The sequence below is a fragment of the Saccharothrix ecbatanensis genome (assembly GCF_014205015.1).
Classification (GTDB): Bacteria; Actinomycetota; Actinomycetes; order Mycobacteriales; family Pseudonocardiaceae; genus Actinosynnema; species Actinosynnema ecbatanense.
Map to the genome: position 1 here is coordinate 5,389,345 of NZ_JACHMO010000001.1, position 18,164 is coordinate 5,407,508.

The 18,164-nt window shown below is 70.8% G+C and carries 15 protein-coding genes; 6 read left to right on the forward strand and 9 right to left on the reverse strand.

Going from position 1 to position 18,164, the window contains the following annotated elements:
- Window positions 1-33: 33 nt before the first annotated feature.
- Window positions 34-681 carry a hypothetical protein gene (locus F4560_RS22570; protein WP_184922935.1) on the forward strand — a complete coding sequence of 216 codons (648 nt, stop codon included), beginning with the start codon at window positions 34-36 and terminating at the stop codon, window positions 679-681.
- A 78-nt stretch (window positions 682-759) separates the two neighbouring features.
- Here the strand turns inward: F4560_RS22570 and F4560_RS22575 are convergent, their stop codons facing one another.
- The gene (locus F4560_RS22575) at window positions 760-1,950 is read right to left on the reverse strand and encodes a cytochrome P450 (protein WP_221483612.1); all 1,191 of its coding nucleotides are present in this window, start codon (window positions 1,948-1,950) and stop codon (window positions 760-762) included.
- A gap of 114 nt (window positions 1,951-2,064) precedes the next feature.
- On the opposite strand from F4560_RS22575, the gene F4560_RS22580 reads away from it, so the two are divergent.
- Entirely contained in the window at window positions 2,065-2,703 is a 639-nt protein-coding gene (locus tag F4560_RS22580) for an HAD family hydrolase (protein ID WP_246477871.1), read from the forward strand.
- 33 nt (window positions 2,704-2,736) lie between these two features.
- On the forward strand, window positions 2,737-3,582 hold the full coding sequence (locus tag F4560_RS22585) for an alpha/beta fold hydrolase (protein WP_184922937.1): 846 nt from the start codon (window positions 2,737-2,739) through the stop codon (window positions 3,580-3,582).
- Between the two features lie 9 nt (window positions 3,583-3,591).
- Here the strand turns inward: F4560_RS22585 and sthA are convergent, their stop codons facing one another.
- The 4 genes from sthA to pheS form a co-directional block, all read right to left on the reverse strand.
- Window positions 3,592-5,004, reverse strand: a complete 1,413-nt coding sequence (gene sthA / locus F4560_RS22590) for a Si-specific NAD(P)(+) transhydrogenase (protein WP_184922939.1) — start codon at window positions 5,002-5,004, stop codon at window positions 3,592-3,594.
- Between the two features lie 76 nt (window positions 5,005-5,080).
- A complete protein-coding gene (locus F4560_RS22595; protein WP_184922941.1) occupies window positions 5,081-5,572 on the reverse strand; it encodes a hypothetical protein in 492 nt (163 codons plus the stop codon).
- Between the two features lie 306 nt (window positions 5,573-5,878).
- Entirely contained in the window at window positions 5,879-8,356 is a 2,478-nt protein-coding gene (gene pheT / locus F4560_RS22600) for a phenylalanine--tRNA ligase subunit beta (protein ID WP_184922943.1), read from the reverse strand.
- A 3-nt stretch (window positions 8,357-8,359) separates the two neighbouring features.
- On the reverse strand, window positions 8,360-9,427 hold the full coding sequence (gene pheS / locus F4560_RS22605; RefSeq protein WP_184922945.1) for a phenylalanine--tRNA ligase subunit alpha: 1,068 nt from the start codon (window positions 9,425-9,427) through the stop codon (window positions 8,360-8,362).
- Between the two features lie 361 nt (window positions 9,428-9,788).
- Between pheS and F4560_RS22610 the strand changes: the two genes are divergently transcribed.
- Both F4560_RS22610 and F4560_RS22615 read left to right on the forward strand, forming a co-directional pair.
- On the forward strand, window positions 9,789-11,546 hold the full coding sequence (locus F4560_RS22610; protein ID WP_184922947.1) for an HSP90 family protein: 1,758 nt from the start codon (window positions 9,789-9,791) through the stop codon (window positions 11,544-11,546).
- A gap of 7 nt (window positions 11,547-11,553) precedes the next feature.
- Window positions 11,554-14,391 carry a hypothetical protein gene (locus F4560_RS22615; protein WP_184922949.1) on the forward strand — a complete coding sequence of 946 codons (2,838 nt, stop codon included), beginning with the start codon at window positions 11,554-11,556 and terminating at the stop codon, window positions 14,389-14,391.
- Between the two features lie 568 nt (window positions 14,392-14,959).
- Here the strand turns inward: F4560_RS22615 and F4560_RS22620 are convergent.
- The 4 genes from F4560_RS22620 to infC form a co-directional block, all read right to left on the reverse strand.
- A complete protein-coding gene (locus F4560_RS22620) occupies window positions 14,960-15,808 on the reverse strand; it encodes a TrmH family RNA methyltransferase (protein ID WP_184929319.1) in 849 nt (282 codons plus the stop codon).
- Entirely contained in the window at window positions 15,805-16,194 is a 390-nt protein-coding gene (gene rplT, locus F4560_RS22625) for a 50S ribosomal protein L20 (RefSeq protein ID WP_184922951.1), read from the reverse strand. Before rplT ends, F4560_RS22620 begins: the two co-directional genes overlap by 4 nt.
- 63 nt (window positions 16,195-16,257) lie before the next feature.
- The gene (gene rpmI, locus F4560_RS22630; RefSeq protein WP_184922953.1) at window positions 16,258-16,452 is read right to left on the reverse strand and encodes a 50S ribosomal protein L35; all 195 of its coding nucleotides are present in this window, start codon (window positions 16,450-16,452) and stop codon (window positions 16,258-16,260) included.
- A gap of 73 nt (window positions 16,453-16,525) precedes the next feature.
- Window positions 16,526-17,131, reverse strand: coding sequence for a translation initiation factor IF-3 (infC, locus tag F4560_RS22635; protein WP_033442868.1), 606 nt, complete (start codon window positions 17,129-17,131; stop codon window positions 16,526-16,528).
- 267 nt (window positions 17,132-17,398) lie between these two features.
- Here infC and F4560_RS22640 point away from each other — a divergent pair, with 267 nt between their 5' ends.
- The gene (locus F4560_RS22640; RefSeq protein WP_184922955.1) at window positions 17,399-17,749 is read left to right on the forward strand and encodes a DUF1844 domain-containing protein; all 351 of its coding nucleotides are present in this window, start codon (window positions 17,399-17,401) and stop codon (window positions 17,747-17,749) included.
- Window positions 17,750-18,164 lie beyond the last annotated feature (415 nt).

An 18,164-nucleotide genomic window follows, 5' to 3' on the forward strand; every position in this document is an offset into this window, starting at 1 on the left:
CCCTGCCGCACAAGGGGATCAGGGGGAACACCGATGAGCGACGATTCGCACGACAGCTCCAGTAGCAGCTCCACCGACAGCTCCAGTAGCTCCGACTACGGTTTCGACGGCGGCTCCTACGACGCCGGTCCATACGATGGCGGTTCCGGCAGCGACTGGGACCACAGCCACGGGTCGCACTACTCCCACCACCACGATCGCCGCTTCCGGCACGGCCGAAAGCGGCGCGGCCATCTCGACCTGTCGACGGCGCCGCCATGGGTCAAGGTGCTCACGTGGGTCGGCTCTCTCACCCTGATCGCGGGGTTCGTGATCATCGGCCTGGGGATCATCGACTCCGCCGGTGGAGTGAGCGGCGGGGGCGCTACAGCGGGGCCCCATCCGTTCCCGGGCGGCGGGATTGCCGGCGATCCGTTTCCCGGCGAAGCGTTTCCCGGTGGCGGGATTCCCGGCGATCCGTTTCCCGGCGGTATCCCCGAGAACGAGCGACTGATCACCGTCGACGGCCACGTGGTCGACCTCGACAGCGGCACGTTCGTCGACCCCGGCGCGCGCAGCAGCCGAGCGGCCGGTCCGGTCGAGGCGACGAACTACATCGGCCTCGGCATCGGGCTGTTCGTCGTCGGACTACTCCTATCGGCCGTCGCCGCCCTCGGCCACAGCACCTCCAGGAGGCGTTGAGAGTGCGCACGTCGAACCGGCTCCGGGCCGTGAGCTCGACTGGCGGGGCGCCCTAGTGGTCAACCGTGGTGTGCCGGTTCACCACGTGACGGGCAGCGACGCCAGCCCGTAGACGACCTGCTGCGCCCGGTATTCCGGTTCCCGCTCCACGGCCCGGAGCGTGGGGAACCGGCGCAGCAGCGCCGGGAACGCGATCCGCATCTCCATCCTGGCCAGCGGCGCTCCCAGGCAGTGGTGCACGCCGTGCCCGAACGCCACGTGCCCGCCCGCGTCACGGGTGATGTCCAGCCCATCCGGGTCGCGCACCAAGCGGGGGTCGCGGTTGGCGGCCGGCAGGGAGCAGACGACCAGCTCACCGGGACCGAGCGTGTGACCGCCCAGCTCGACCTCCGCGGTGGTCACCCTCGGCACGCCGGTGTGGACGACGGTCAGCCAGCGCAGCAGCTCCTCCACGGCGGCGTCGACGCGGTCCGCTTCGTCGCGCAGCAGCCGCAACTGGTCCGGGTGGCGCAGCAGCGCGAGCACACCGAGGCCGAGCATGTTGGCCGTGGTCTCGTGGCCGGCCAGCAGCAACAGGTCCGCGATGCCGACCAGCTCCCGGTCGTCAAGACCGGCGGACTCGTCACGGACGAGCATGCCCAGCAGGTCGTCCCCCGGTTCGACCCGCGCCCGCGCGACCAGCTCGGCCAGGTACGCCTTCGCCTCGGCCTGCACGGCGTACCGCTCGGCCATGGACAGCGACACGTCGAAGAACCGGGTGTACCGGCTCTGGAAGTCGTCCCGGTCCTCGAACGGCACGCCGAGCAGCTCGCAGATCACCAGGGCCGGGATCGGCAGGGCGAAGTCGGCGACCAGCTCGGCGGGCGGCCCCTCGCGCTCGATCGCGTCGAGGTGGTCGTTCACGATCTCGTGAATCCGCGGCTCGATCCGGCGCATCCGGCGGACGGTGAACTCCGGCATCAGCAGCCTGCGCAGCCGGGTGTGCTCGGGCGGGTCGAACCCGAGCAGGTTGCCCGGCAGCATGGCGGCCAGTTCCTCCTCGGTCATCGCGGGCGCGCCGGGCACCAGGTGGTGCCGGGAGTTGCCGAACCGCACCGGATCGCCGAGAACCTGCCGGACGTCCGCGATCCGGGTGACCAGCCACGCCGGCCCGCCCAGCAGCGAATCGACCCGGCGGACGCCGTCCTCCTCCCGCAGCACGGCCAGCCCGGGATCGGGGTCGAACCCGATCCGGCGCATGTACAGGGGCGTCGTCGGTATCGCGGCCATGGCGGCCTCCCACGGTTCGGGTCCTGTGAAAAAACCTAGTCACCGGCGGGAGTGGTGCGGGAGCCTTCACACGAGTGAGTCGGGAACTACTCACCGTGACGACAGGGAGCGTGCATGTCGGACCGGCTGCGGGCCGTGATCTTCGACTGGCGGGGCACGTTGGTGCTCGCGCCGACCTTCCGGGGATGGGTGGCGGAGGCGTTGCGGCGGATCGGGCGCGACGTCGGGCAGACCGCCGAGGTGATCGGGAGGCTGGACGTGCGCCGACTGGACGCGCCGGGCATGGACACCGACGCCGACCTGCACCGGGAGACGTGTCACGCGGCATTCCGGGCGGCCGGGTTCGATCGGGAGCTGGCCGACTCGCTGTACGCGGTGGAGTGCGACCTGGCGTTCAACCCGTTCGCGGTGGACGCCGCGCCGACGTTGCGGAAGCTGCACGAGCACGGCGTGCGGATCGGGGTGCTGAGCGACATCCACTTCGACATCCGACCGGCGTTCGAAGGTCTGCCGGTCGACTCGTTCGTGTTGTCGTTCGAGCACGGTCTGGTGAAGCCCGATCCGGCGATCTTCCGGCTCGCGCTGGACGAACTCGGCGCCGCGCCGGAGGAGACCTTGATGGTCGGCGACCGCTCCACCCGCGACGGGGCGGGCGTGGAGGCCGGGATGCCGACGCTCCTCGTCCCTCCCCTGCGGCACGTCGACGACGCGCGACTGCACCTCGTCACCGCACTACTCGAATCTAATGGTTGATACCGGGTCAAACCATTAGGTACAGTCGGCCGCATGATCCCCAACGTGTTCCACCGGCATGTGGACGTCGACGGCGTCCGGGTCTTCTACCGCGAAGCCGGCCCGGTCGCCGCGCCCACGCTGCTGCTCCTGCACGGCTTCCCCAGCGCCTCGCACCAGTTCCGCCGGCTGATCGACGCGCTGGGCGACCGCTTCCACCTCGTCGCGCCCGACTACCCGGGCTTCGGCCACAGCGGCGACCTCGACGGCCCGCACACGTTCGACCGCCTCGCCGACACCGTCGAGAAGTTCGTGGACGCGGTCGGCCTGCGCCGGTTCGCCCTCTACGCGTTCGACTTCGGCGGCCCGGTCGGCTTCCGACTGGCCGTGCGACGGCCCGAGCTGATCACCGGCCTGGTCGTGCAGAACGCCAACGCCTACACCGACGGACTGTCCGAGAACGCGCGCGCGTTCATCGCCAACGACGACCGCGAAGTGGCGGCCGGGTTCATGACGCTCGCGTTCACCAAGAGCCAGTACGAGGACGGCGCCACCGACCCGGCGCTGCTCTCCCCCGACGGCTGGACGCTCGACCAGCACTTCCTGGACCTGCCCGGCCGCCAGGACATCCAGGTCGACCTCGCCCTCGACTACCGCTCCAACGTCGCCCGGTACCCGGAGTGGCAGGAGTGGCTGCGCACGGCGAAGCCGCCGACGCTCATCGTCTGGGGCCGCGGTGACGCGATCTTCACCGAGGACGGCGCGAAGGCGTACCTGCGCGACGTGCCCGACGCCGAACTGCACGTGTTCGACACCGGGCACTTCGCGTTGGAGGAGAAGCTGCCGGAGATCGCGCCGCTGATCGCCGCGTTCCTCGGCCGGTTGCCGGAAAACGCCTAGGCGAACCGACTAGGCGCCGAAGCGCTCCAGGGCGCGGATCTTGTTCGTGGCGTCCAGCGCGGCCACCTTGTACGCCTCGGACAGCGTCGGGTAGTTGAAGACGGTGTCCACCAGGTAGTCCACCGTGCCGCCGCACGCCATGACCGCCTGCCCGATGTGGACGAGGTCGGTCGCGCCGGTGCCGAACAGGTGCACGCCCAGCAGCTTGCGGTCCACAGTGGACACGAGCAGCTTGAGCATCCCGTAGGCGTCGCCGACGATCGAGCCGCGGGCCAGCTCCCGGTACCGCGCCAGGCCCACCTCGTACGGCACGGCGGACGACGTCAGCTCGGCTTCCGTGGCGCCGCAGTAGGAGATCTCCGGGATGGTGTAGATCCCGATCGGCTGGAGCGCGGACAGCTCACGCGCCTTCTCGCCGAACGCGTGGTACGCGGCGAGGCGGCCCTGGTCCATCGACGTGGCGGCCAGCGCCGGGAAGCCGATGACGTCGCCGACCGCGTAGATGTGCTCGACGGGCGTGCGGTAGTGCTCGTCCACGGACAGCCGGCCGCGGTTGTCCGCCTCCAGGCCCGCGAGCTGGAGGTCCAGCGCCTCGGTGTTGCCCTGCCGTCCCGCCGAGTACATCACCGCGGCGGCCGGGATGCGCTTGCCGCTGGCCAGCGTGGTCACCGTGCCGGACTCGGACACGTCGACGTTGACGACCTTCTCGCCGAACCGGAACGTCACCGCGAGGTCGCGCAGGTGGAACTTCAGCGACTCAACGATCTCCGGGTCGCAGAAGTCGAGCATCCGGTCGCGCTGCTCGACCACCGTCACCCGGCTGCCCAGCGCGGCGAACATGGACGCGTATTCGATGCCGATCACGCCCGCGCCGACCACGACGAGGGACGCCGGGATCTCCTCCAGCGCCAGCACCTCGTCCGAGTCGAGGACCCGCTCCTCGTCGAAGTCCACCTGGCTGGGCCGGGCGGGACGGGTGCCGGTGGCGATCACGATCTTCTCGCCGCTGACCGCGTGGTGCTCGCCGCGGTGCGCGCCGTCCACGGCGATCGTGTGCGGGTCGAGGAACCGGGCGGTGCCGCTGAGCAGGTCGACGTGGTTGCGGTGCAGCTGCGCGCGCACGACCTGGACCTCGCGGCCGATCACGTGCTGCGCGCGGGAGAGCAGGTCGGAGATGGTGATGTCCTCCTTGACCCGGTAGCTCGCGCCGTACAGCTCGCGCTGGCTCATCCCGGTCAGGTACATCACCGCCTCGCGCAGCGTCTTCGACGGGATGGTGCCGGTGTTGACGCACACGCCGCCCACCATGTCCGGCCGGTCCACGATCGCGACCCGCTTGCCGAGCTTGGCGCCCGCGATGGCGGCCTTCTGCCCGCCGGGGCCGGACCCGATGACGACCAGGTCGTAGTCGTACTCGCTCATGCGGAAAGCCTTGCACACCGGAGCGGCGCGCGGTGTCATGCCGAGCGGACTCGTGGCGGTGATCCGGCGCCGGGCCTCAGCCGCGCGCCGCCCGGCCCGAGTACGTCAACGGGAAGACCAGGTCACGGCACGCGGCGGGCAGGTCGTGCGCGATCTGCACGACCATCTCGACCTCGACCGACCCGGCGGGCGGGATGACGACCGGCTCGGGCATCGGCACCACGGTCAGCACGTCGGCCGGGCAGTCCGGCACGCGGTTGTGCGCCTCGTCCATCGGCTGGCCGGGCACGGCCTGGAGCGTCAGCACGACGATGTCCACGCTGTTCGGGTTGGACAGCCGCACCAGGCGGAAGCCCTCGCTGCCCGGCGTCAGCTCGACCGCGCCGCCGGAGACGTCGTTGATCTCGAACGGCTTCAGGTCGGACACCTCACCGCCGCTGACCGCGTACGCCATGGCGGGAAGTTCGGGTTCGGGCCAGGTCAGGTGCATGGCGGCCACCACGGCGGCGCCCACACCGAGGATGCTCATGGCGACGGCGACTTCCATCCGCGGACCCAAGCTGCGCATGAGTCAACCTCACTCGATTGCTGCCCCAGGCGGTGGGTTCGCCGCTAGCTCCCCGTCGGACCGGCGACCAGACTCGCCCGGCGGTTCATCGCTTCGCCCCTCGGCCCAGCGGGCCGCGGAACCAATCTTGGAGAACGTTCAACCTGCGCGCAAGGACCAACGCGGCCCGGATAAACGGGTCTTTGGACCTCTTGACACGCACGGTGACGACCACTGACCAGGGCGTTCACCCTCACCCGATAATGGAGGGGTTCACCCGTCCGGCCCAGTCCTGGACCCGCACCAGTGCGGGTCCAGGACCGTTCCTCAGCCTCTCAGCACCGCGCCGAAGCGCTCCGCCGCGGCGGCCACGGCCGCGTCACGTGCCGCCGTCGCCTCCTCCACGGTGAGCGTGCGGTCGGGCGCGCGGAACCTCAGCGAGTACGCCAGCGACCGCTTGCCCTCGCCGACCTGGTCGCCGGTGTAGACGTCGAACAGCCGGATGTCCTCCAGCAACGCCCCACCGCCGCCGCGCAGCACCCGCGCCACCTGATCGGCGGGCACCTCCAGCGACACGACCACGGCCACGTCCAGCAGCACCGGCGGGTAGGCCGACACGATCGGGGCGGGCCGGTCGTCCGTCAACGGCATCGCGTCGAGGTCCAGCTCCAGCGCCACGGTCCGCTTCGGCAGGCCCAGCGCTTCCACGACCTTCGGGTGCAGCTCACCCGCGTGGCCCACCGGCCAGTCACCGACGCGCAGCTCCGCGCACCGGCCCGGGTGCCACGGCGCCAGGTCGGAGGCGACCACGGTCAGCTCCACCCCGTACGCCTGGCCGACCAGCCGCGCGGCCTGCACCGCGTCCGCCCAGTCCGCCGGACGGCCCTTGCCCCACCAACCGGCCTGCTCGCGGTTGCCCGCCAGCACGGCCGCCACGTGCACCGGCTGCTGCGGCAACGCGGCCAGCAACGACGCCACCTGCGCGTCCGACGGCCGCTCGCCCACGCCCACCTCGGGCACCGGCACCTGCTGCGTGCGCGGCAACGTCACCTGCGCGATCGTGTAGACGGCGAGGTCCTTCTGGCCGCGCGCCAGGTTCCGCTGCACGGTCTCCAGCAGCCCCGGCACCAGCGTGGTGGCCAGCGCGTGCTTGTCCGACTCCAGCGGGTTCAGCACGGTCACCGTGTTCCGCCGCACGTCGTCCGCGGGCAGCCCGAGCGCGTCGAACACCGTCGGCGCGATGAACGGGAACGGCTTGACCTCGACGAACCCGTTCTCCGCCAGCGCGCGCGACACCGTGCGGCGACGGCGCTGCTGCTCGGTCAGCCCGCGACCGGCCGGGGCGGGCGGCAGCGTGGACGGGATCGTGTCGTACCCCTCCAGCCGCAGCACCTCCTCCACCAGGTCGGCGGGCTGGGTCAGGTCCGTGCGCCACGTCGGCGGCACGGCGGTGACCATGGTCGCGCCGTCGTCGCCGGTGGTGACCTCGACCTGGCAGCCGATCTGGCCCAGCCGACGGGCCGTGACGCCCCGCGCGTAGCGGACGCCGGCGACCCGGTCGGGCAGGTCGATCGGCATCGTCACCGGCTCGGGCAGCGTGGGCGCGCCCACGTCCGTGCGGCCCGGCTTGATGCTGCCGTCGGCGAACATGTCCAGCAGGCGTGCCGCGCGCTCCAGCGCGACCGGCGCCAACGCCGCGTCCACCGTGCGCTCGAACCGCTTCGCCGCCTCGCTGGGCAGCTTGTGCCGCCGCACGGTGCGGGCGATGGACGCCGGGTCCCAGTTCGCCGCCTCCAGCAGGATGTCCGTGCTGCCCGTGCCGACCTCGGTGCTCGCGCCGCCCATCACACCGGCCAGCGAGATCACGCCGCTGTCGTCGGCGATCACGATGTCGTCCGGGTCCAGCGCGCGGACCTGCTCGTCCAGCGTGGTCAGCTTCTCGCCGGCCACCGCGCGCCGCACCACCAGGCCGCCCTTGACCGACGACGCGTCGAACGCGTGCAGCGGCTGGCCCAGCTCCAGCATCACGTAGTTCGTGACGTCCACCGGCAGCGAGATCGACCGGATCCCGGCCAGCATCAGCCGCCGCCGCATCCACCACGGGGTGGGCGCGGTCGGGTCGACACCGCTGACGCGGCGGGCCACGAAGCGGGAGCACGCCGTCCGGTCCTCGATGTGGACGGGCAGCACCTCGCCCTCGCCCTCGGGCACCTCGGCCGTGCCGGGGTCGCGGTAGGGCACGTCGAACGCGCAGGCGATCTCGCGGGCCAGGCCGCGCACCGAGAACGCGTAACCGCGGTCCGGCGTCGGCGCGACCTCGATCACCGTGTCGCCCAGGCCGAGCAGCTCGAGCGCGTCGTCACCGGGCTGCGCGGTGCCGCTGGGCAGCACCATGATCCCCGCGTGGTCGTCGCCCAGGCCCAGCTCGCGGGCCGAGCAGATCATGCCGTCGCTCGTCCTGCCGTAGGTCTTGCGGGCGGCGATGGTGAAGTCGCCCGGCAGCACCGCGCCGGGCAGCGCCACCACGACCGTGTCGCCCTCGCGGAAGTTCGTCGCGCCGCAGACGATGCCGTTGACCTGGTCCGGGCCGACCTCCACCTGGCAGTAGCGGATCGGCTTCTTGAACTCGGTCAGCTCCTCGATCTCCACCACGCGACCCGCCACGAGCGGGCCCGTGACGCCGTCCAGCTGGTGGACGTCCTCGACCTCGATGCCGATCCGCACGAACGCCTCGGCGAGCTGGTCGGGGGTGGGGTTCTCGGCGAACTCCAGGTTCTCGACCAGCCAGGTAACCGGAATGCGCACCGGTCAGGCCTCCGTTCCGAATGGCTGGGTGAAGCGGACATCGCCTTCGACCATGTCGCGCATGTCGGGCAGACCGTTGCGGAACTGGAGCGTGCGCTCCAGGCCCATGCCGAACGCGAACCCCGAGTACACGTCCGGGTCGACGCCGCAGTTGCGCAGCACGTTGGGGTTGACCATGCCGCAGCCGCCCCACTCGACCCAGCCCGCGCCGCCCTTCTTCTCCGGGAACCACACGTCCACCTCGGCGGACGGCTCGGTGAACGGGAAGAAGCTCGGCCGCAGGCGGGTCTTGGAGTCCTCGCCGAACATGGCGCGGGCGAACGCGTCGAGCGTGCCCTTCAGGTGCGCCATGGTCAGCCCCTTGTCCACGGCCAGGCCTTCGACCTGGTGGAAGACGGGGGTGTGGGTGGCGTCCAGCTCGTCGGTGCGGAACGTGCGACCGGGGCACACCACGTAGAGGGGCGGCTCGCGGTCGAGCAGCACCCGCGCCTGCACCGGGCTGGTGTGCGTGCGCAGCACCAGGCCCGAGTCTGCGGGGCCCACGTAGAACGTGTCCTGCATGGAGCGCGCCGGGTGGTCCTTGCCGAAGTTCAACGCGTCGAAGTTGAACCACTCGGTCTCCAGCTCCGGGCCCTCGGCGACCTCGTAGCCCATGGCCACGAACACGTCGGCGATGCGCTCGGCGAGCGTCGAGATCGGGTGCCGGGCGCCGCGGGGCACCCGGTCCCACGGCAGCGTGACGTCGACCGTCTCGTCGCGCAGCACCCGTTCGTCGCGCTCGGTCTGCAACCGGGCGCGGCGCTCCTCGAACGCGAGCTTGACCGCGTTCTGCGCCTCGTTCACCCTCTTGCCCGCGTCCGACTTGGCGGCCGGCGGCAGCGCGCCGATCTCGCGGCGGGCCAGCAGGACCGGCGAGCGGTCGCCCAGGTGGCTCGGTTTCACGGCGGCCAGCTCGTCGAGGTCGGCCGCCTTCGCGAACGCCTCACGAGCCTGCGCGACCGCCGCTTCGAGCGCTTCCGGGGAGAGCGCCGCGACCTGCTTGGGGTCGTACGGGTCGTTGGCTCCGGACATGGTTGGTGGACAGCTCCCGTCACGGACACAGGTGGTCAGCCCTCCGCACGGCATGCGGAGCAGCGGGTCGATCCTAGGTGATCGGACGGACACCGACCGCACCACCGCCCACAGGGCCCACTCAGCGTGATAGCGCACTCACGGAACGACGCGCGGATTCGTCCGCCCGCCCGCGCCACCGGCCCGGGTTCCGCCGCCCGGAATCGCACCGCGGCCGGAATTGTCGGTGGGCCGTGGCAGTCTTGACGACGCGAGCAGGACCCCGGCGGGCGATCAGCGGAAAACCGGGTCACAAGCCGCCGGCAAGCCCCTTAGAATCGTCCGTCCTACATGACCTTGACCCGAGGTGACCTCCACTCCCATGGCACACACCTTCGGTGTCGACCTGCGCGGGATCATCGACCTGCTCAGCCACCACCTCTACAGCAGCCCCCGCGTGTACGCGCGAGAGCTGCTGCAGAACGCGGTGGACGCGATCACCGCCCGCCGCGCGCTCCAGCCGGACGCGCCGGGCGAGGTCGTGATCGAGCCGGTCGGGTCCTCCGGCGGCACCCTCCGCATCTCCGACACCGGCATCGGCCTCACCGAGCGCGAAGTGCACGACCTGCTCTCCACGCTCGGCCGCACGTCCAAGCGGGACGACCTCGGCTTCGCCCGCCAGGGGTTCCTCGGCCAGTTCGGCGTGGGCCTGCTGTCCGCGTTCCTGGTCGCCGAACGCATCCGGCTCGTCAGCCGTTCCGCGCGCGGCGGGCCCGCGGTGCGGTGGACGGCCGACGCCGCCGGCAACTACGAGGTGGAAGTCGACGACGACGCCCGCGTCGAGGTCGGCACCACCATCGAGCTGGTGCCGCACCGCGACTCCGAGCACTGGCTGGAGCTGGACGTGGTGCGCGCGCTGGTCGCGGAGTACGGCGAGCTGCTGCCGGTGAAGGTCAGCATCGGCGACGAGGTGATCACGCACGGCGAGCTGCCGTGGACCGAGGACCCGTTGGCGTACGGCGAGAAAGTGCTGGGCGTGCGGCCGTTCGACGCGATCCCGGTCGAAGTGCCGACGGTGGGCCTGAAGGGCGTCGCGTACGTGCTGCCGCGCGGCGTGCACCCCGGCGCCCGCCAGTCGCACCGCGTCTACCTGAAGCGGATGCTCGTCGGCGACTCCATCGAAGGCCTGCTCCCGGAGTGGGCGTACTTCGTGCGCTGCGTGGTCGACACGACGTCACTGCGGCCGACCGCGAGCCGTGAGGCGCTCTACCAGGACGAGACGCTGCTGGCCGTGCGCGAGGAGCTGGGTCGTCAGGTCCGCGACTGGCTGGTCCGGCTCGACGCGACGAGCCCCGAGCGCACCCAGGCCCTGCTGGACGCGCACCACCTGGGCATCAAGTCGCTGGCCAGGGTGGACGACGAGATGCTGCGCCTGGTCGAGCGGTGGCTGCCGTTCGAGACCACCGACGGCCCGCAGTCGCTGCGCCAGTTCCGCCGCAAGCACGGCGTGATCGCGCACGTGCCGGAGGTGGACGAGTTCCGCCAGCTCGCGCCGGTCGCGCACGCCCAGGGCATGGGCCTGGTCAACGCGGGCTACGCCTACGACGTGGAGATCATGGAGCGCCTGGTCGCGCTGGACGGCCCGACGGCCGCGCGCCGGGTCGCGCCGAGCGAGGTGCTGGCCGCGCTGGACGACCCGGACGCCGACCTGGAGCGCGCGCTGCGCGAGCGTCTGGTGCAGGCGAAGGACGTGCTGGAGCGGCACGACTGCGAGGTCGTGCCACGTGACTTCGACCCCGGCTCACTGCCCGCGTTGCTGGTGACGAACGTGGAAGCCGAGCGCAAGCGGGACGCCGAGCAGGTCGGCGAGCAGGCCGACCCGCTGTGGGCGGAGCTGCTGGGCAGCCTGGTGGAGTCCACTTCCGACGCGTCGCAGCGGCTCGTGCTCAACTGCCGCAACCCGTTGGTGAAGCGACTGGCGGGGCTGGACGACCCGGCGCTGGTCGAGCTGACCGTGGAGTCCCTGTACGTGCACGCCCTGCTGCAAGCACGGCGTCCGATGCGCCCCAAGGACACCGCGGCGCTGAACCGTTCGTTCCTGGAACTGCTGGACCGCGCTGTGGATGGGCAAAAGGGATGATGTTGCGGTGAACGAGGACAAGGAAGCCGCCGAGCGCCAGTTCGTGGAGGCGTACCACCTGCCCGAGGGCATGGCACGGCACGAGGCGCTCGAACGCGCGGCGCGGGCCGCGGACGCCCTCGACCACCTGCCGCTGGCGGTGAGCTGCCGGATCGCGCTGATCCGCTCGGCGTACGACCTGGGCCGCTACGACCTGATGCTGGCCCCATTCGCGTGGTGCGGCACGGCGGAGCAGCGTGACGCCACGGCGTTCGACGAGTGGGAGACGCACAGCTTCGACTGGGCGCACAAGTGGATCGTCAGCGGCCTGATCGCCGACCACCGGTTCACGTTGGCGCAGATCGGCTCGTTCGTGGACCAGCTCGCGGCCCGCTACCAGCGGCTCGGGTACTCGATGCAGCCGGTGCACGGCGCGCGCGCCGACCTGGCCGCGCACGTCGGCGACGACGAGGCGTACCGGGAGCACTTCGCCCGCTACCTCGCGATGGACCGCGGTCCGATGAGCGACTGCGAGGCGTGCGTCATCGAGGAGCAGGCCGGGCACCTGATCCGGCAGGGCAGGCACGCCGAGGCGGTCGCGCACGCGGAGCACCAGTTGGCGCAGGAGACGGGGTGCGCGACGCAGCCGCAGGGCATCCTGACCACGTTGACGCCAGCGTTCGTGGCGCTCGGGGAGCTGGACCGGGCGCGGCAGGCGCACGTGGTGGCGTACCGGCTGGTGCGTGACGACATGGTCGGCGGCTACCTGGACGACCACCTGGAGTTCTGCGCGACGTCCGGGAACGTGCGGCGCGGGGTCGAGCTGCTGCGCGGCCACCTGCACCGGGTGCACCACTCGACCAGCCCGTCACGGGCCATGCACTTCGCGGCGGGTGCGGCGTTGCTGCTGAGCCGGGTGTCGGCCGACGAGGAGTTCGCCGTGCCGCGGGACGGGCGGACGACGGTGCTGTCGGCGCCGGAGCTGCGGGAGTTGCTGGAGGCGCAGGCCCTGGAGATCGCGGGCCGGTTCGACCAGCGCAACGGCACCGCCGCGGTGAGCACCCGGATCAAGGCGACGCTGGCCGCCCAGGACACCATCCCGGTGCCGCTGGCCGTGCCCGTCGCCGCGCCCCCGGTGCCCATGGTCGAGGAGCCGATCACGGTCGCCGACCCGGTGGAGTTGGCGCAGCGGATGTGCGACGCGTTCGACCAGGGCGAGTTCATCGTCGGCATGCGGCTGCTGCGGTCGCTGCCCGAGGACATGGACCCGTTGCTGCCCGAGTCGCTGGGTGCGCTGGTCGCGGCCCGGCGGGCGACCGCGAGCGGGCACATGCGGCCGAAGGCCGAGGTGGTGGCCGAGCTGGACGCCGCGATCGACCGACTGGCCGCGTGCGGCGAGCACGACCTGGCCAACCGCTACCGGGCGCGTGGTGCGGGGCTGCGTGCGGAGGAGGACGGGCTGGCGGCGGCGACCGTGATAGCCCGCACGTGCCTGGCCGAAGCCGAGGTCGCCGGCACCGCTTACACACGCGTGTTGACCAGGCTGCTGCTGGCGGACCTGCTGGCCGACGCCTCCGACTCGGCGGACGCCGGCTCGGCCGGCGACGACGAGGCCGCCTACGCCGAGGAGCACGGCGCGTTGACCGCCGAGGCGCTGGAGCTGGCCGAGTCGGAGGCCCCGGAGCTGGTGACGCGGGCCCGTTGCGACCGTGCCCAGCACCTCGCGTCGACCGGTCGGCTGGACGAGGCGCACGCCGAGGTGACGGACATCCTGGCAGCCGACCCGTCCACATCCGTCCGTTTCGACGCCCTTCGACTGCTGCTGAAGGTGCAGACCGTCCAGGGTGATGAGGACGCGGTGCGCACGGCGACCGAGTTCGTCACGTCGTTCAGCACGCCACGCGGCCCGTGGACGGCCGAGGCGCACCGGCAGCGGGTGGCGTCGGTGGAACGGCTGGGTCTTGAGGCCGAGCACTTGGTGGAGCTGCGTGAAGCGGTCACCGCCGGCCATGAGGTCGGTGTACCCGATGACGTGGCGAAGGCGTGCTACGCGCTCGCGGGCGGCTACCTGAAGTCGGGCCGTTACGTGGAAGCGGCGGAAGCCCTCGAAGAAGCCGTCCGCGTCATCGAATCCGACGACGTGGACCCGGACGTGGTCGTCCCCGTCCGCTACCGACTGGGCCAGGTCTGCGCCCGCCTCGACGAAACCGAAACCGCCCGCCGCCACCTGGAAGCAGCCCTCGGCCTCGTTCCCGCAGACGAACCGTGGCGGCGAGCCATGGTCCTCGACGTCCTAGCCGGCGTCCTCCGCCGCTTGGACCTGCGGGTAGAGGCAGCCTCCGCCTACCAGGGCGCGGCGGCGGCGTGGCAGTCGGTGTCCGAGTTCGCCGAGGCGGCAGGTTCCCTGGTGGAAGCCGCGGCCGCGCTGCCGAACGAGGAAGCCGCCGAATGCGCCACCACGCTGACCGAGGCAGAAGCGCTGGTGCCGTCAGTCGAAGATCCGGACCACCGCACCCACTTGACCGCGCGGATCGCCGCGATCCGGGCGTTCCTGCACGTTCAGGCGGGCGAATACGCGGCGGCGATCGAGCAGAACGGCATCGCCGAGGAGTTGGCCGCGCAGTTGGAGGACGCCGACTGGCAGACGTTCCTGGTGGCGCGGGGTGCGAGGTTCCTGCTGGATTCGGGTGACCCGGTCAACGCCGAAGCAGAAGCCCGCCGGGCAGGCACCCTGATCAACGACGAAACGCCACCCCAGATCCTCGGCGACATCGCCAACGTCCTGGACGAAGCCCTGAGAGCCCAATCCAAACCCACCACCGGCGACCCCCTACTCCGCGCCCTGGCAACCCGCCTAGAGGACTAGCCGAAGACCCTTTCCGACCCCTCCACCAGCGAAAACACCTCCCCCCACCAACCACCCCAACTGTCAACCACGATCACCACATCGAGCGAACCACCTGCACACCGTGAACCAAAATCCACTTCGCGCGTCGCCTATAACAAGGAAGGAGGCCCGGCACAGGCACGCGAGCAGACAGGAGTCCCGCACCACCAACTAACCCAACACACAAACCCGGCCGACGGAAAAACCACTCAGCCCCGCGCGCTCACGCTTGCGGATTGCGCACTCACGCTCGCGGAACAAACGGGCACAAACGCAGCGCGGCCCCAGCACCCCACAAACGTCGGGTGCCAGAAAGCCAGCCCGGCAGGCACCCCAGACACAGGCACCCCAGACAAAGGGGGAACACAGGGCAGCGGGAAGCCGGGGCAGCGCGAGTCAGACCGGCCAGGGCAGCGCGCGTCAGACCGCAAGAGTCGGACCGCAGGAGTCAGATCCAGCGGAGTCGGACCGGCGGGCTGGTGGAGTCAGACCGGCGGGAAGTTATGGAATTTGTGGCAACGGGAAGTCAGCCCGGCCAGACCTGAGGTCAGGCCCGCTGGGCCCGAGCCGACGCATACAGGCACACCGCAGCGGCAGTCGCCAGATTGAGACTCTCCGCGCCACCGTAGATCGGCACCTTCAGCGAAGCGTCCAGCCCGGCCACCACCTCATCAGGCAGCCCGTGCGCCTCACTGCCGAACACCCACGCCGTCGGCACGGCGAGATCCCCACGCAGGTCAGCGGTGACGAGGTCCTCGGGTGCGTATCCGTCCGCCGCCACCAGCCGTAGCCCCGCCTCCCTGCAGGCGGCGAACGCCTCACCGGCATCGCGCACCCGCGCGATCGGCAGGTGGAACACGCTGCCCGTCGACGCACGCACGCACTTGCCGTTGTGCGGGTCGACCGTGTCGCCCGCGAAGATCACCGCATCGGCCCCGGCGGCGTCCGCGACCCGGGCCACCGTGCCCGCGTTCCCCGGATCCGCCACCCCGTGCAGCACGGCCACCAGCCGCACCCCCGGCGACAGCGCCACCGACACCGGCACGTCCACCAGCGAGCACACCGCGACGACGCCCTGAGGCGTCACGGTCTCCGACAGCGCCGCGGCGGCCTTGTCGGTCACGGCGCTCACCGGCACACCGGCGTCGATCGCCTCGCGCACCAACACCGGGTTCCGGTCGGCGGCAACGGCGGTCACGAAGAGTTCGTGCACCTGGCCGCGTCCGGCGGCGGCCCAGGACAGGGCCTCGCGGACGGCCTGCGCGCCCTCGGCGAGGAAGCGTTCGGCGCGGTCGCGGCCGGGGCGTCTGGTCAGGCGCCTAGCGGCAACGACCCGGGGAGTCCGTTCGGTGAACGGAACTTCCCCGGGTCGTGGTGCGCGGTCGTTCGCGCTCAGGCCTTGTCCTCGGCGGGCGCGTTGACGTCGCCGGGCAGAGCTGCCCTGGCCAGCTCCACCAGCGCGGCGAACGCGTTCGGGTCGCTGACGGCCAGCTCGGCCAGGATCTTGCGGTCGACCTCGATCTCGGCGAGCCGCATGCCCTGGATGAAGCGGTTGTACGTCATGCCGTTGGCGCGGACACCGGCGTTGATGCGCTGGATCCACAGCTTCCGGAAGTCACCCTTGCGGGCGCGGCGGTCCCGGTAGGCGTAGTTGAGCGAGTGGATAACCTGCTCTTTGGCCTTGCGGTACAGCCTCGAACGCTGGCCGCGGTAACCGCTGGCGAGCTCAAGGGTGGTACGGCGCTTCTTCTGGGCGTTCACTGCCCTTTTGACGCGTGCCACGGGTCCATCCTGTCGATCTCGTGGGGCCGGTGGAGGGCCCCGGTGTTCAAGGGGGTGAAGGTCTTAGAGGCCGAGCAGCTTCTTCAGCCGCGGCACGTCGTTCTTCGCGACCTCGGTGGTGCCGGAGAGGCGACGCGTCAGCTTGCTGGACTTCTTCTCCAGCAGGTGGCGCTTGCCGGCCTTCTCGCGGAGCAGCTTGCCGCTGCCGGTGACCTTCACGCGCTTGGAGGTCCCGCTGTGCGTCTTGTTCTTGGGCATTTCCGTCCTCAGTCTCGTGCAGCCACCGGGGGTGGGGGCGGCCATGCTTGCTCCCGGCCCTGGGGCCGGGAGATCACTCTTCGACAGACTCGTCCGTCGCCTCGTCGGCGCTGTCGTTCCTGATCGGACGGGTCTTCGTGGTCTTGTGCGGCGCCAACACCATGATCATGTTGCGGCCGTCCTGCTTCGGGTTCGACTCGACGAAGCCCAGCTCCGCGACGTCCTCGGCGAGCCTCTGCAGCAGTCGGTATCCCAGTTCCGGCCGGGACTGCTCGCGGCCGCGGAACATGATGGTCACCTTGACCTTGTTCCCGTGCGACAGGAAGCGGGCCACGTGGCCCTTCTTCGTCAGGTAGTCGTGCGGGTCGATCTTCGGCCGGAGCTTCTGCTCCTTGATGACCGTCAGCTGCTGGTTGCGGCGCGATTCACGGGCCTTCTGCGCGCTCTCGTACTTGAACTTGCCGTAGTCCATGAGCTTGCAGACCGGCGGCCGAGCCTGTGCGGCGACCTCGACGAGGTCGAGATCCGATTCCTGGGCGAGTCGGAGCGCGTCCTCGATGCGAACGATCCCGACCTGCTCGCCGTTCGGCCCGACCAGACGAACCTCGGGCACGCGGATGCGGTCGTTGATGCGCGGCTCGGTGCTCACCGGAGCACCTCGGTTCGAGGGACTTGTCATTCACGTCCTTTGTGACTCGTTGTGCGCCAAAGACAAGAGGCCCCACACCTGCCCGGTGTGAGGCCCGCTTCCTACCGATCGCACAACGAAGGGCGCAGTCGACCCTTCGATGGACCGGACCCGGCCACCTGCACGAAGCGGCAGACTCGGGTGGGAGCGGGGCTCCACTTGCCGTCCCCACAGGTGCGGGGACTGGTCGCGCGGAGAATAGTAGCAGACGGCCTTGTCAACCCCCGAACCGGCGACCCGACCGGGTTGGTTGCGAGAATGGCTCCCGTGACCGACCTGCCTTCGAACAACGTCCGCGACCTGTCCGATGTTCCCAGCGTCGAGGTGATCAGCAAGGCGGCGATCATGCTGCTCTCCGCCGCCGCCGACCGCCTGGGCCTGGCCGACGAGGACCCGGACCACAGCCCCCGGCGCGACCTGGACGAGGCGCGCAGGCTGATCACCGCGCTGGCCGGTCTGGTGACGGCGTCGGCCGAGTACCTGGGCCCGCACGCCGGTCCGCTGCGCGAGGGTCTCCAGTCCGTGCAGCGCGCGTTCCGCGAGGCGTCGGCATATCCGGACGAGCCGGGCCAGGGTCCGGGCGAGAAGTACACCGGCCCCGTCTACTAACGGTGCGTAGTGAATTCGTAACGCATGCGCCCCATCTTCGGAACGCGCGAGTCGTACGTTCGGGACAACGGGGTTGAGCGTTCGCGGTGCGCGCCTCCCGCCCGGCGGGACAAGGCGAGTGATCCACATCGCTTTTCCGCAGGTCGGACCGGGCACGACCTGCGTGTCGGCGCTCACGTCCTAGGGGTGTGTGAATTAAGGGGTAGGGGTTCGGGGCCTTCTTGGCTATTGTTCGCATCACGTTCGCGCGAACTCCTGTACATCGACCCTGCTCAAGGGGGGAACCCAGACATGGGTAGTTTTCGCGCGCCTTGGAATCGGATAGTCGGCACGGTCGGCACCGCTGTCGTGGCATCGGCGTTGGTAGTCACGCCGGCGCTCGCCGCGGAAGGTGAAATCCGCAACGCGGGCAGAC